A 13,478-nucleotide genomic window follows, 5' to 3' on the forward strand; every position below is an offset into this window, starting at 1 on the left:
CCCGAACACGCACCGAAGCGAAGCGGAGGTCCAAAGCGGCACAGCTACACCGGCCCCGTCATCTTCGACAGGCCTCCGGCCCCGGCGGGCAGGAACAGTGCGAAGGTGGTCGGCCGGGTCTGGACCAGCTCGACCCTCGCGCCCTCCGACTCGGCGATGTGGCGGGCCAGGGCGAGTCCGAGGCCGGTACCGCCGCCGCCGCTGACCTCGCGCTCGAAGATGCGACCGGACAGGTGCTCGGGGACTCCCTCGCCCTCGTCGCTGACCTCGATGCGCACGGACTGGCCGGTGTCGAGTCGGCGGATGGTCACCGTCCCCGCACCGTGCTTGTAGGCGTTCTCCACCAGTGTGGCCAGGATCTGGGCGAGGTCGGTGGGGACGGTCATGGCGGTCAGTCCGGGGTCTCCGGTGACGAGGAGCCGGCGCTTCTCCTGTTGGAAGACGGGCGACCACTCGGCCTGGAGGTGGTTGAGGACCGGGTCGAGCTCCACCGGTTCCACCTCGGGGTTCTGACTCTTGCGAGCGCGGCCGAGCAGGCTCTCGACGGTCTCCACGAGGCGTTCGGTCTGGGCGAGGGCGGCCTCGCCCTCCTCCCTGACCACCTGGGCGTTGTCGGACTCCGCGATGATCTCCTCCAACCGCATGGTGAGCGCGGTGAGCGGTGTGCGGAGCTGGTGCGAGGCGTCGGTGGCGAAGTGGCGTTCGGTGGCGATGAGCCCGGCGATGCGTTCGGCGCTGCGGTCCAGGACCTCCGCGACGCGGTCGGCCTCCGGGATGCCGTAGCGGTGCCCCCAGGGCGTGGTGACTCCGGAGCCGAGCCGTTCGGCGGTTGCGGCCAGGTCGACCAGCGGCAGGGTGAGGCGCCGGGCCTGGAACATGGACAGGCCCACGGCGACCCCGATGGCCAGCAGGGACAGCGAGGCGATGCCCAGCCAGGCGCGGACCACGCTCTCCTGGACCTCCTCGCCGTCACTCCACACCTCGACCCTCGTGTCGCGGCCGGTGGTGACGGTGGCCCTGAGCAGGCGCGGTGAGTCCACGGCCTCGGGGTTCAACGCGGGATCTCCCGCCGTCACGGCGGTCGGTTCGCCCGCGGGTGTGATGCGGACGAACCGGTTCGGGTGTTCCCGATCGAACTCGGCCAGGTCCAGCTCGCCGTGGAGCTCCAGCATGTTGTCGCTCTCGGCACCGATCAGCTCGGCCTCGCCCTCAAGCTGCCGGCTGGCCTCGTCATGCACCAGTTTGTAGGTGAGCGCACCCAGGGGCAGCCCGAGCAGCATGACGGCGATGACGGTCACCACCAGGGTGGAGAAAACCATCCGCCTGCGCATGTCACCTCACGTCCGTCCGACCCCCTGGGCGGTCGACGGGCAAGCGCGTCGAACCCAAGGTCGTGTCAGTCTCGTTCGAACCGGAACCCCACGCCCCGGACGGTCGTGATGTAGGAAGGCTGGTTGGCGTCGTCACCGAGTTTGCGGCGCAGCCACGAGATGTGCATGTCGAGGGTCTTGGTCGACCCCCACCAGTTGGTGTCCCACACCTCCCGCATGATCTGTTCACGGGTGACCACCTTGCCCGCGTCGCGCACGAGCACGCGCAGCAGGTCGAACTCCTTGGTGGTCAGTTGGAGCTCGCGGTCGCCCAGCCAGGCACGGCGCGAGTCGTTGTCGATGCGGACTCCGTGGACCACCGGCACCTCGGCCCCGCCACGCCGCAGCAGGGCGCGGACACGGGCCAGGAGTTCGGCGAGCCTGAACGGCTTGGTCACGTAGTCGTCGGCTCCGGCGTCGAGGCCGACGACTGTGTCGACCTCGTCCGCTCGGGCGGTCAGGATGAGGATCGGCGTTCCGTGACCCTCGGCGCGGAGCCGACGTGCCACCTCAAGGCCGTCCATTTCGGGGAGCCCGAGATCCAGGACCATGAGGTCGATGTCTCCCGCACGGGCGCGGTCGAGTGTCTCAATGCCGTTGACGGTCACATCCACCGTGTAGCCCTCGCGTCGTAGTGCGCGCGCGAGAGGCTCGGAGATCGAGACATCGTCTTCGGCCAGCAAAACGCAGGTCATGGAGCCGATCGTAGGTCCAGGGTGGCGCATTTCCCTATTATGCGCGCCGGATGGCCCAAGGTTGGCCGAAAATACGCGAATCACATACCGGTCAAATAGTGCAAATGGTTACCAGGAGCTCTTTCTTTGCATGTTCTTGGTGAAACTGGGAGGCTCGACGGCGGGGTGTAGGAGTGCCCTTCGAAAGAACTCCAGGACAGCAGAGGAGCTCCAGGACGTGAATCCCCACCCGCCGCCGCCGGGCGGAAACGCATTCGGCTCTCCGCCCCGGGGCGCGCCGCAGGGCCCACCTCCTCCCCGGGGCCGGTACGGCACCGGCCTCGTCGCGGTGCTCGCCGTCATCGCCATCCTCGCCGGGGCCTCCTTCCTCGGCGGCGGGCTCGCGCTGGGCGGCGTCGTGACCAGCCGGATCGCCGCCGATCGGGAGTCCGATCCGCGACCCTCGCCGTCACCCTCCCCCTCGCCCGCACCCGAGGAGTCCCCGAGTCCGACCGAGGACCCCCTCCCCGGATCGGAGCCGGCCGAGGAGCCGAGTGACCTCCCCACGGAGGAGCCCCAGGAGAAGGTGACCGTCGAGGAGGTCATCTCCGAGCTCAGCGGTGACTACGGCATGAACGGGGGTCGGGACGTGACCGACGACCTCTGCGACGGCGGCGAGGAGGAGACCCTCTCCTGCACGAGCGCGATGGACACCAACGTCGCCCGCGTCATCGACTTCGACGACATCCTGACCGCCTCGATCGTCATCGTGAACCTGCGCTCCCAGGCGGAGGAGGACGACAACGACATGGTCGACGCCCAGAACGCCTGCCACATCGTGTTCATCTGGTTCGAGGGCGGCGACACGGACCAGTCCGAGCGCGACGACATGACCCGGGACGCCAGGTCCTTCGCCGGTTGCTGAGCCGCTTCCGACGATCCGCCGCGTCGTGACGTGTCCACTTGAACACTCTGGGTGATGATAGGGGTGGCAATGGTGGTGTTGGTGGTGGTTGACGGGCCCCAGGGCACGCGTCGTCCCCGCCGGGCCCGTCACTCAACTCGGACCCCGATCCCGGTCCGGGGACACGCGAGGAGTGCGGATGGTGCGTCGCGACGAGAAGGCCGGAAACCGACCCGGCGGCCCGAAGGGGCCGACCCGCCCGAGGGGGTGGCGGGAACAGGGGGCGTTCCCGGAGCCGAGCACGCGTCGGGGCGCTCCCCGCGCACTCACGCTGGCCCTGGCCCTGGCGGTCTGCCTGCCGACCGTTCTCGCGTCCCCGGCCGCCGGGCTCACCGTGGCGGAGGCCGTCCGGGTCGAGACCCCGGTGAACCCCCGGGACGACGAACCGACCAACGGACCACCCACCGGACGTCCCACCGGGCCGACCAACGGATCCCCCGGCGGGTCGCCCCCTCAGTCGACGGAGCCCTCGGCGGAACCGACCACCCCACCGCCGGTTCGACCGTCCTCGGAGCAGACGGCGCCACCGGACGCACCGGTCGCCGAGCCGACGGCCGCACCGACCGCGCAACCGGCCAACGAGCCGGCGGCCACGACGTTCTCCCGCCGCCACTACTACACCACCTGGCGTGACGCGCGGACCTACTGGTCCCAGGAGAGCCGGTACCCCACGGGCGGCTGGCTCTGGACCGGACGCCACTACTTCTTCTGCCAGGTGGAGGGCGAACCGCACTCCGACGGTGAGGACGCCTACTCGACCTGGTGGGCGCTGACCGACGACGACACCGGCAACCGCGACGTCTTCGTCAGCGCCACCGCCTTCCGGGACAACGAGCCCTGGAAGCCGATCGAGGGACTGCCGCACTGCTGATCCCTCCCCGGCCCCGAGCACGACGACGCGGGCCCGCCCGAGTCACCACTCGGGCGGGCCCGCGTTCACTGTGCGCCCGCGCTCGGCGGCGGACGGTGGGGGATCAGCCCCCGATCTCCCCGGTGCCCGTGGCCGACCGGCGCTTGCGGCTCAGGTAGAGGGCGCCGCCACCGGCGCCGATGGCGAGCACGGCGGCGACGATCAGGCTGGTCAGGGCCCCACCGGTGACCGGCAGTGTGCCGCCCTTCCCGTCGTCCGGGCTTCCGGGCTTCCCGCTGCCCGGGCCGTCGGTGGGACCACTCGTGGGGCCGTCGGTCGGGCTCGGACTCGGACTGGGGCTCGGGCTGGGTGAAGCGGGCGGTTCGGTCGGGTCCGTGTCGTCACCGCCGTCGTCACCTCCGGAGGGCACGGTGGCCTTCTCCCCGATCACGATGCGACCGGCGCCGCCCTCCGGGTAGTCCTCGGCGCTGATCCGGCCGTCGAGGGTTCCGGTGAGGAAGCGCTCCAGCGCCCCCTGGTAGGTGGAGCCCACCACGGTGAAGTCGGCGTCGCGGAACGGGTACATGTCGCCACCGGCCGCCGAGAAGTCGTTGGTGACGACCGAGATGGCGTCACCGTCCACGACCTCGCCGTCCTCGACGATGACCGTGCCGTCGTGCAGGATCGCGTTGCGCACCCGCTTTCCCGGGGTCGTCACCTCGCCGTCCTCGGTGACGACCTGCGCGGTCCGCTCCGGGTCGTAGGCGAAGTTGACCCCGGCGACCTGCATGAACCCGCCGTCGGCGGCGGGTGCGGAGGCCACCCCGCGCTCCAGGAGCTCCTTGATCTGGCCGCGCGGGATCTCGGGGACCACGGCGACCTGGTTGGCGAACGGCGCGACCGAGTAGGTGTCCAGCACGGTCAGCGGACCGGCCGGGATCACCGACGCGTTGCGGATGCCGCCGCCGTTCTGGATACCGATCCGCGGCTCGGGGACGCCGTACTCGTCAGCGTTGCGCCTGCCGGTGTCCAGCAGGGCGTCGGCCATGAGGCTGCCCAGGTTGGTCTCCTGCGTGCGCACGCCCGGGTTCTGGGTGCCGTCCAGGGCGACCTCGCTCCGCGCCACCTCGGTCTCGGCCAGCTCCGCGACGTAGTCGGTGACCGGCTTGGTCACCTGCGCCTCGACCTCGGGGTGCGGTTCCACGGCGTCGTCGCCGGTGCCGGAGACCCGCACCGGGCCGGAGCGGTCGCCCACGGTCAGGAGGTCGCCAGCGGCGTCGAAGTTGAGGACCAGACGGCCCACGTACTTGTAGTTGGAGCCCGCGGTGACGATCGGCACCGCGTCGCCGTCGGCGTTGTCCACCACCAGCGGGTAGGACAGCGGCTCGCCGGAGCCCGGGTGGACGGTGACCTCGTCGCCGGGGACCAGGGCGTCGTCGGGGTTGGCCATCACCTCGTGGCCGCCCCCGGCCACCATGGCGTCCACACCCGTCAGTTCCTTGGCGACCCGCTCCTCGTAGGTGATGTTCTGGAGGTGCGAGATGAGGATGATCTTGTCGACGTCCTCCGCCGTGAGACGGTCCACCTCGGCCTGGACCGGGCCGACGACCTCGTCGACCACGACGTCGCGCGGGCTGGTGATGGAGGCCAGCGGCGGGTACAGCGCGCCGACGATGCCGATCCGCTCGCCCTCGACCTCGGCGACGGTGCTCGGGGCGATCCGGCCCTCGGCCTCCAGGGCGGCCAGTGCGGCCTCACCGGAGACGTCCACGTTGGCGGCGACCACGGGGGTGCTCTCGGGCAGGGCGCCGATGAACTCGGCGTACACGTCGGGGCCGAAGTCGAACTCGTGGTTGCCCATGGAGATCGCGTCGTACTCCGCGTGGGAGGTGGCGATCGCGTCGTAGAACGGCGCGCCCTCCTCCCGGGAGGCGGCGAACTCCGGACCGGGCAGGTAGAGGTCTCCGGAGTTCACGGCGACCACGCCGCGGTGGGCCGACTCGCCGTCTCCGGCCTCGGTGCCCGCGTTCTCGCTGTCGCGGAGCTGGTCGAGCAGCGTCGTGTACCGCGCGGCTCCGCCGAAGTCCGGGTCGGCCGAGGCGTGCAGGAGCGCGGACTCGGGGTCGTTGCCGTGCAGCAGGGTGAGGGTGAACGCGGCTTCGCCCACAGGGGTGTCCGTGGGTGCGTACGCGCTGGCCGCGGGGGCCAGGGGCACCACCAGCGCGCCCGTCAGGATCAGTGCGCCGGTCGCGCGCACGAGTCTGGACATGTCTGCTGTGACTCCTTTGGGGGACTGTGCGGGGATTCCGCCCCGGGGGCGGGAGGGGTCGGAGTTTTTTCACCCTAGATGGGGACGGGTGTGGGGACACGGGCCGGGGGGTTACGATTTGCGGAATCTCCGTGTGCGTGCTGGTTCTCGACCCGAGACGGTAGCCCAGGGTCACCTGGGTTCGATTGCGGTCTCGTTCCGTAGTTGGTTTCGGACCGAACCGGGCCCGCGCCACCCACGGGCCCGCGCCCCCACGACGGTACGCCCCTACCATGGAGGGGACAGTCGGCTCGATTCCCTCGGAGGACGTCCGTGTTTCCCTCTGGCCAGGACCCGTACGACCCCGACTCGGGACAGGGTGGGGTGCCCTCGCAACGCGGGATGCCCGACTTCGACGCCCCTCATCTGGAGGCCCTGCGTCCCGACGCCCCCATGCCCCGCCGGGTCGTGACCGTCCGTACGCTGATGCTCGTCGGCGGCGTCAGCGGCCTCCTGCTCCTGCTCCTCTTCGTGATGGGGCTGTCCGCGCCCGCCGAGGTGATGGAGGAGGCCCTGGACGAGCAGGCCGCGCTCGCCGCCGAGCAGGGCGTGGCGCTGGCCTTCGACGCCGACATGATGCGTTCGTACATGGGGCTGATGGCCCTGGTGACCGGCGTCTACGGGACGCTGTCGGTGCTCGTCGCCACCCGGCTGCGCCGCCGCACCGTGGGCGTCTTCTGGAGCGCCCTGCTGTTCCAGGGGGCCGCCGCGGGCATCCTGCTGTGGGCCCTGCTCTCGGGCGAGCTCCTCGCGATCGTCCCGCTGGGCTTCGCCGCCGCCATGCTGGCCTTCATGTGGTCCAAGGAGAGCCGCGCCTACTTCGGCCTGCTCTGAGCGACCACTCGCGGGGCGGCAGCGGCTGCCGCACCGCGACCCTGGTCCAGTGGCGGTCCAGCAATCCGCGCACCCCCGCTTCCCCGGCGCCCGCCGGGGTACGGACCCCGCCCTCCGGGCCCTCCAGGTCGAGGACGGCGCGCAGCAGCTCCCCGGAGCGCGGGCGGTCGTCGGGGTCCTTGCTCAACGCCGCCACCACCAGCTTCTCCAGCCCCACGGGCAGGTAGCGCAGGTCGGGCTCCTCGGTGGTCACCCTCCGGGCCATCTCCCTCGGCGGCGCGGTCCCGAACGGATCGTGGCCCACGGAGGCGAAGGCCACCGTGGCGCCCCACAGGAACACGTCGGACCCGTGCGTGGTGGGTCGGCGCCGGTACTGCTCCGGGCTGATCCACCCGGGGGTGCCCCGGCGGTCGAGCATCCGGGCGGTGCGCTCGTCGGACAGTCCCGCCGGTGAGGGCAGTCCGAGCGCCCGGTAGGCCCGGCGCATCCGCCGCAGCCGCCGCCACTTGGTGGGGTCGGGGTCCTCCACGGCGTGCGCGATCCCGAAGTCCAGGAGCTTGGGCCCCCGCGCGGACAGCACCACGTTGCCGGGCTTGAGGTCGCGGTGCACCACTCCTGCCGCGTGCACGGCGCGCAGGGCCTCCGCCACGCCCGCCGCCAGCCCGAGCAGCATCCCGCCCCGCAGCCGCCCGAACCGCTCCACGTGGTGGCGCAGCGTCGGCCCCGGCACGTACTCGGTGATCATCCACGGTGGCTCCGCGCCCACGTCGGCACGTACGAACCGCGCCACACAGGGGCTGTCCACCCTGGCGAGCAGGCGCGCCTCGTGTGTGAACCGCTCCCGGAAGCGCCGGTCGTGGGCGAGCTCCGGGTGGGCCACCTTGACGGCCAGGTAGCCGTGGGCACCGGGTGACTCGGCGGCGTACACGGTGCCCATGCCCCCCGCGCCGACCCGGCCGCGCACCCGGTGCCCGCCGACTTCCCAGGGGTCCCCCGGTACGAGCGGGGCGAGCCTGCGTACACCGCGCGCCTTCATGGGCACTCCAACCGGACGTGGGGAGGTTCGAGCCGGATCATATCCGCGCGCCCCGTTCGGCGCCCGCCCCCGCGCGGCCCCGGGAGAGTCGTCCACAGGCCGGGGGAGGGGACTCCCGAAGGTCGGTGCGGTCTGACAGGCTCGAAGGGGACAGGGGGAGGGACATGACACCGGAACAGTTCATCGACGCGGCGCTGTGGTTTCCCGAGGCCCGGGAGAGCGAGCCCTTCGGGCCGGGAGCACTCGTCTACAAGGTGGCCGACCAGAAGATGTTCGCCCTGCTCACCGGTGGCACGGGCGGCGAGCGTGCGACCGTCAACCTCAAGTGCGACCCCGAACTCGCCCTGGAGCTGCGCGGGCGGTACCCCGCCGTCACACCGGGCTGGCACATGAACAAGCGGCACTGGAACTCCGTGCGGCTGGACGGCACCGTTCCCGACGACGAACTGCTGGAGATGCTGGCGCACTCCTACACCCGGGTGGCCGGAGGGCTGCGCAGAGCGGACCGCGACCGCGTGCTGGCCGTCCTCGGGGACGAGGCACCGCCGCTCCCCGGCACGGACGGCCGCTGAGAGGACGGGGAACGCCATGCCGACACCCGCGGGGGCGGTGGTCCAGGGCGTCCTGGAACGGATCACCTTCGCCAATGAGGAGAACGGCTACACCGTCGCCAAGGTCGACACCGGGCGCGGGAGCCACGACCTGCTGACCGTGGTCGGCTCCCTTCCCGGCGCCCAACCCGGCGAGTCACTGCGGATGTACGGCCGCTGGGGATCGCACCCCCAGTACGGCCGCCAGTTCCACGTGGACGACTTCACCACGGTGCTGCCCGCCACGGTGCAGGGCATCCGCCGCTACCTCGGTTCCGGTCTGATCAAGGGAATCGGGCCACGGATGGCCGAGCGGATCGTCGACCACTTCGGCGTCGACGCCCTCGACGTCATCGAGGAGGACCCCGCCCGGCTGATCGAGGTCCCCGGGCTGGGCCCCAAGCGCACCGGGCTCATCACCGACGCCTGGGAGGAGCAGAAGGCGATCAAGGAGGTGATGGTCTTCCTCCAGGGAGTCCAGGTCAGCACCTCGTTGGCGGTGCGGGTCTACAAGCGGTACGGCGACGACTCCATCCGGGTCGTCCAGGAGGAGCCCTACCGGCTGGCCTCGGACGTGTGGGGGATCGGTTTCCGGACCGCCGACACCATCGCCCGGGCGGTCGGGGTCCCGCACGACAGCCCGCAACGGGTGATGGCGGGCATCCAGTTCACCCTCTCGGAGTCCGCCGGCGACGGGCACTGCTTCCTGCCCGAGGAACGGCTCATCTCCGCCGCCGTGAAGATCCTCCAGGTGGAGGCGGGGCTGGTGATCGAGTGCCTGGCGGAGCTGGTCGCCGCCGAGGGCGTGGTCCGTGAGACCGTGCCCGACCCGGGGGGCGCGCCGGTCCGCGCGGTCTACCTGCTCCCCTTCCACCGCGCCGAGATCGGCCTGGCCTCCGGGCTGCGCTCCCTGCTGGAGACGCCGCTGGAGCGGCTGCCCGCCTTCACCGACGTGGACTGGCCCCGGGCCCTCGACTGGCTCGACCGGCGCTCCGACGCCACCCTGGCGGAGGCTCAGCGTGAGGCGGTGCGCACCGCGCTGACCAGGAAGGTCTGCGTGCTCACCGGAGGCCCGGGCTGCGGCAAGTCCTACACGGTGGCCTCCATCGTCGCCATGGCGTCGGTCAAGGACGCCAGGATCATCCTGGCGGCACCCACCGGACGCGCCGCCAAGCGGCTGACGGAGCTGACCGGCCACGAGGCCTCCACCGTCCACCGGCTCCTCGAACTGCGCCCCGGCGGCGAGGCGGCGCACGACCGCGACCACCCCCTGGACTGCGACCTCCTCGTGGTGGACGAGGCCTCGATGCTCGACCTGATCCTGGCCAACAAGCTGGTCAAGGCGGTTCCCCCCGGGGCGCACGTGGTGTTCGTCGGTGACGTGGACCAGCTGCCGTCGGTGGGCGCCGGGCAGGTCCTGCGCGACCTGATGGAGGAGGGCTCCCCCGTCCCGCGGGTGCGCCTGACCCACGTGTTCCGCCAGGCCCAGCAGTCCGGTGTGGTCACCAACGCCCACCGGATCAACCAGGGGGAGGCGCCCGAGTTCCAGGGGATGTCCGACTTCTTCCTGTTCGCCTGCGACGAGGCCGAGGACGCCGCCGAGACCGTGGTGGACGTGGTCGCCCGTCGCATCCCCCGCCGCTTCTCTCTGGACCCCCGTCGTGACGTGCAGGTCCTTACCCCCATGAAGGGCGGACCGGCCGGTGCCGTCAACCTCAACGCCGCGCTCCAGGACGCCCTGACCCCGCCGGGAGAACACGTTCCCGAGCGCCGACTGGGCGGCCGGGTGTACCGGGTGGGGGACAAGGTCACCCAGGTGCGCAACAACTACGACAAGGGAGCGAACGGGGTCTTCAACGGGACCCTGGGGGTGGTCACCGGCATCGACCAGGTGGCCCAGGAACTGACCGTGCGCACGGACGAGGACGAGGAGGTCACCTACGACTTCGCGGAGCTCGACGAACTCGCCCACGCCTACGCCGTCACCGTCCACCGTTCCCAGGGCAGTGAGTACCCGGCCGTGGTCATCCCCGTCACCACATCGGCCTGGATGATGCTCCAACGCAACCTGCTCTACACCGGGATCACCCGGGCCAGGAGACTGGTCGTGCTGGTGGGATCCCGCCGGGCCCTGGACCGCGCGGTCGCCAACGCCTCCTCGGGACGGCGGTACACCTCCCTCGCCCACCGACTGATCGGACCCCCGGCCGACGTCTCCGCCTGAGCCCCGGTGGTCCGCCTCCTCGGACGCCCTCCCGGGTTTCCCGACCACGCCCCGGGCGGGCCGCGAGGCCCTAGGGTGGTTTCCCGTGGGAGAGACACTGATCGTGGTGGGCGCGGCCATCATCCGAGACGGACACGTCCTGGCCGCCCAGCGAGCCGAACCCGAGCGCCTGCGCGGCCTGTGGGAGTTCCCCGGCGGCAAGACCGAGCCGGGGGAGACCCCCGCCCAGGCGTTGGTGCGCGAGTGCCGGGAGGAGCTGGGCGTCACCGTCCGGGCCGGGGAACCGGTCGGCGCCGACGTGCCCTTCCCCGCGCCCTCCGACGGCCACACCCGCCCCGCCGTCCTGCGCCTGCTGCGGGCCGAGCTGCTCGCCGGGGAGCCCCGGGCGCTGGAGCACCGGGCGGTCCGCTGGGTGCCCGACGAGGGGCTCCGGGACCTCGACTGGATGCCCGCCGACGTCCCCTTCCTGGCGGCTCTCTCACCGCTCCTCCGGACGCGCGAAACCCCGTACTGACAGGGTTTCCGGGCGATCCGAGGACCCCGGGCCGCACCCCTTCCAGGGTGACGAAACTAACCGGGGTGGCCTGTACGTATCCCAACCAGCCCGCTATGACCGCATAAACTGGCTACGGGCCGTGGCACTCTGCGGTCTCTACCCAGTACAGGAGATCGAGACTTAAGCATGTCCAGCGCTACGCCCGTCGAGGGCTCCGCCCGCCGCAGTGACCTGCGCAACGTCGCCATCGTGGCTCACGTCGACCACGGCAAGACGACCCTCGTTGACGCCATGCTCTGGCAGTCCGGAGTCTTCCGGGAGAACCAGGATGTCGACGACCGTGTGATGGACTCCAACGACCTGGAGCGCGAGAAGGGCATCACCATTCTCGCGAAGAACACGGCGGTGCACTACACCACGCCCGAGGGCGAGGACGTGGTCATCAACATCATCGACACCCCCGGCCACGCCGACTTCGGTGGCGAGGTCGAGCGCGGTCTGTCGATGGTGGACGGTGTCGTCCTCCTCGTCGACGCCAGTGAGGGCCCCCTCCCGCAGACCCGCTTCGTGCTCCGCAAGGCCCTCGCGGCCAAGCTCCCCGTCATCCTCGTGATCAACAAGGTGGACCGGCCCGACAGCCGGATCGCCGAGGTCGTGGACGACACCTACGAGCTGTTCATGGACCTGGACGCCGACGAGTCGCAGATCGAGTTCCCGATCGTCTACACGTGCGCCCGTGACGGCAAGGCCTCCCTGGAGCGCCCCGCCAACGGCACCGTGCCCGACAACGACAACCTCGTCCCGCTGTTCTCCACCATCCTGGACACGATCCCGGCCCCCGAGTACGTCCCCGACGCGCCCCTCCAGGCCCACGTCACCAACCTGGACGCCTCCCCCTTCCTCGGCCGTCTGGCCCTGGTCCGGGTCCAGCAGGGCGAGCTCCGCAAGGGCCAGCAGGTCGCGTGGATCCGCACCGACGGCACCACCCAGCAGGTCAAGATCACCGAGCTGCTCATGACCGAGGGTCTGGAGCGCAAGCCCGCCGAGAAGGCCGGCCCCGGTGACATCGCGGCCATCGCGGGCATCGAGGAGATCATGATCGGTGAGACCCTCGCCGACCCCGAGAACCCCGTGGCGCTGCCGCTCATCAAGGTGGACGAGCCCGCCATCTCCATGACCATCGGCACCAACAACTCGCCGCTGGTCGGCAAGGTCAAGGGCGCCAAGGTCACGGCCCGCCTGGTCAAGGACCGCCTGGAGAAGGAGCTCATCGGCAACGTCTCCCTGCGCGTGCTCCCGACCGAGCGTCCCGACACCTGGGAGGTGCAGGGCCGTGGCGAGCTGGCGCTGGCCATCCTGGTCGAGCAGATGCGCCGTGAGGGCTACGAGCTGACCGTGGGCAAGCCCCAGGTGGTCACCAAGAACATCGACGGCAAGGTGCACGAGCCGGTCGAGCGCCTCACCGTGGACGCGCCCGAGGAGTACATGGGCGCCATCACCCAGCTCCTGAGCGTCCGCAAGGGCCGTATGGAGAACATGGTCAACCACGGCACCGGCTGGGTCCGCATGGACTGGCTGGTCCCGTCCCGCGGCCTCATCGGCTTCCGGACCGAGTTCCTCACCGAGACGCGCGGCACCGGCATCGCCAACCACGTCTTCGAGAAGTTCGAGCCCTGGTTCGGTGACATCCGTTCCCGGCCGAACGGCTCCCTGGTCGCCGACCGCGCCGGTGTGGCCGTCGCGTTCGCGATGTTCAACCTCCAGGAGCGCGGCACGCTGTTCGTCGAGCCCACCACCGAGGTGTACGAGGGCATGATCGTCGGCGAGAACTCGCGCTCCGACGACATGGACGTCAACATCACCAAGGAGAAGAAGCTCACCAACATGCGTTCGGCCACCGGCGACGAGCTCGTCCGCCTGGTGCCGCCGCGCAAGCTCTCCCTGGAGCAGGCCCTGGAGTTCTGCCGCGAGGACGAGTGCGTCGAGGTGACGCCCGAGAACGTCCGCATCCGCAAGGTCATCCTCGACCAGAAGGAGCGCGGCCGGATCACGGCGAACCGGAAGCGCCAGCAGCAGTAGGCGGCGGACGGGGACGGTCGGTCCTCCGGTTCCCGGAGCGGGGGGGGGGGGGG

The 13,478-nt window shown here is 71.0% G+C and carries 11 protein-coding genes; 7 read left to right on the plus strand and 4 right to left on the minus strand.

Annotation, left to right across the window (positions count from 1 at the left end; genetic code table 11):
- Nucleotides 1–44: 44 nt before the first annotated feature.
- Nucleotides 45–1,331 (minus strand): sensor histidine kinase, encoded by a 1,287-nt coding sequence (locus ACRWK8_RS20565; RefSeq protein WP_431872242.1) that lies wholly within the window; start codon nucleotides 1,329–1,331, stop codon nucleotides 45–47.
- A 65-nt stretch (nucleotides 1,332–1,396) separates the two neighbouring features.
- Entirely contained in the window at nucleotides 1,397–2,065 is a 669-nt protein-coding gene (locus ACRWK8_RS20570; RefSeq protein ID WP_026128827.1) for a response regulator transcription factor, read from the minus strand.
- Nucleotides 2,066–2,282: 217 nt separating this feature from the next.
- On the opposite strand from ACRWK8_RS20570, the gene ACRWK8_RS20575 reads away from it, so the two are divergent.
- Together ACRWK8_RS20575 and ACRWK8_RS20580 are read left to right on the plus strand one after the other, a co-directional pair.
- The gene (locus ACRWK8_RS20575; RefSeq protein ID WP_431872245.1) at nucleotides 2,283–2,969 is read left to right on the plus strand and encodes a hypothetical protein; all 687 of its coding nucleotides are present in this window, start codon (nucleotides 2,283–2,285) and stop codon (nucleotides 2,967–2,969) included.
- 178 nt (nucleotides 2,970–3,147) lie between these two features.
- A complete protein-coding gene (locus tag ACRWK8_RS20580; RefSeq protein ID WP_431872247.1) occupies nucleotides 3,148–3,879 on the plus strand; it encodes a hypothetical protein in 732 nt (243 codons plus the stop codon).
- Between the two features lie 103 nt (nucleotides 3,880–3,982).
- On the opposite strand, the gene ACRWK8_RS20585 is transcribed toward ACRWK8_RS20580, so the two are convergent.
- Nucleotides 3,983–6,127 carry a 5'-nucleotidase C-terminal domain-containing protein gene (locus ACRWK8_RS20585; RefSeq protein ID WP_431872249.1) on the minus strand — a complete coding sequence of 715 codons (2,145 nt, stop codon included), beginning with the start codon at nucleotides 6,125–6,127 and terminating at the stop codon, nucleotides 3,983–3,985.
- A 381-nt stretch (nucleotides 6,128–6,508) separates the two neighbouring features.
- Between ACRWK8_RS20585 and ACRWK8_RS20590 the strand changes: the two genes are divergently transcribed.
- Nucleotides 6,509–7,000 (plus strand): hypothetical protein, encoded by a 492-nt coding sequence (locus tag ACRWK8_RS20590; RefSeq protein ID WP_378742433.1) that lies wholly within the window; start codon nucleotides 6,509–6,511, stop codon nucleotides 6,998–7,000.
- Here ACRWK8_RS20590 and ACRWK8_RS20595 read toward each other — a convergent pair.
- The gene (locus ACRWK8_RS20595; protein ID WP_378742435.1) at nucleotides 6,957–8,036 is read right to left on the minus strand and encodes a serine/threonine-protein kinase; all 1,080 of its coding nucleotides are present in this window, start codon (nucleotides 8,034–8,036) and stop codon (nucleotides 6,957–6,959) included. The genes ACRWK8_RS20590 and ACRWK8_RS20595 overlap by 44 nt on opposite strands.
- Nucleotides 8,037–8,200: 164 nt before the next feature.
- Between ACRWK8_RS20595 and ACRWK8_RS20600 the strand changes: the two genes are divergently transcribed.
- From ACRWK8_RS20600 to typA, 4 genes are all read left to right on the plus strand, one after another.
- Nucleotides 8,201–8,608, plus strand: a complete 408-nt coding sequence (locus ACRWK8_RS20600; protein WP_352388416.1) for an MmcQ/YjbR family DNA-binding protein — start codon at nucleotides 8,201–8,203, stop codon at nucleotides 8,606–8,608.
- A 16-nt stretch (nucleotides 8,609–8,624) separates the two neighbouring features.
- Entirely contained in the window at nucleotides 8,625–10,850 is a 2,226-nt protein-coding gene (gene recD2, locus ACRWK8_RS20605; RefSeq protein ID WP_431872252.1) for an SF1B family DNA helicase RecD2, read from the plus strand.
- A gap of 85 nt (nucleotides 10,851–10,935) precedes the next feature.
- Complete coding sequence (locus ACRWK8_RS20610) at nucleotides 10,936–11,364, plus strand: (deoxy)nucleoside triphosphate pyrophosphohydrolase (protein ID WP_378742443.1); 429 nt, start codon at nucleotides 10,936–10,938, stop codon at nucleotides 11,362–11,364.
- Nucleotides 11,365–11,532: 168 nt separating this feature from the next.
- Nucleotides 11,533–13,425: a translational GTPase TypA gene (gene typA / locus ACRWK8_RS20615; RefSeq protein WP_378742445.1), complete on the plus strand. Its 1,893-nt coding sequence runs from the start codon at nucleotides 11,533–11,535 to the stop codon at nucleotides 13,423–13,425.
- Nucleotides 13,426–13,478 lie beyond the last annotated feature (53 nt).

The sequence above is a fragment of the Nocardiopsis eucommiae genome (genome assembly GCF_965344335.1).
Lineage (GTDB): Bacteria > Actinomycetota > Actinomycetes > Streptosporangiales > Streptosporangiaceae > Nocardiopsis > Nocardiopsis eucommiae.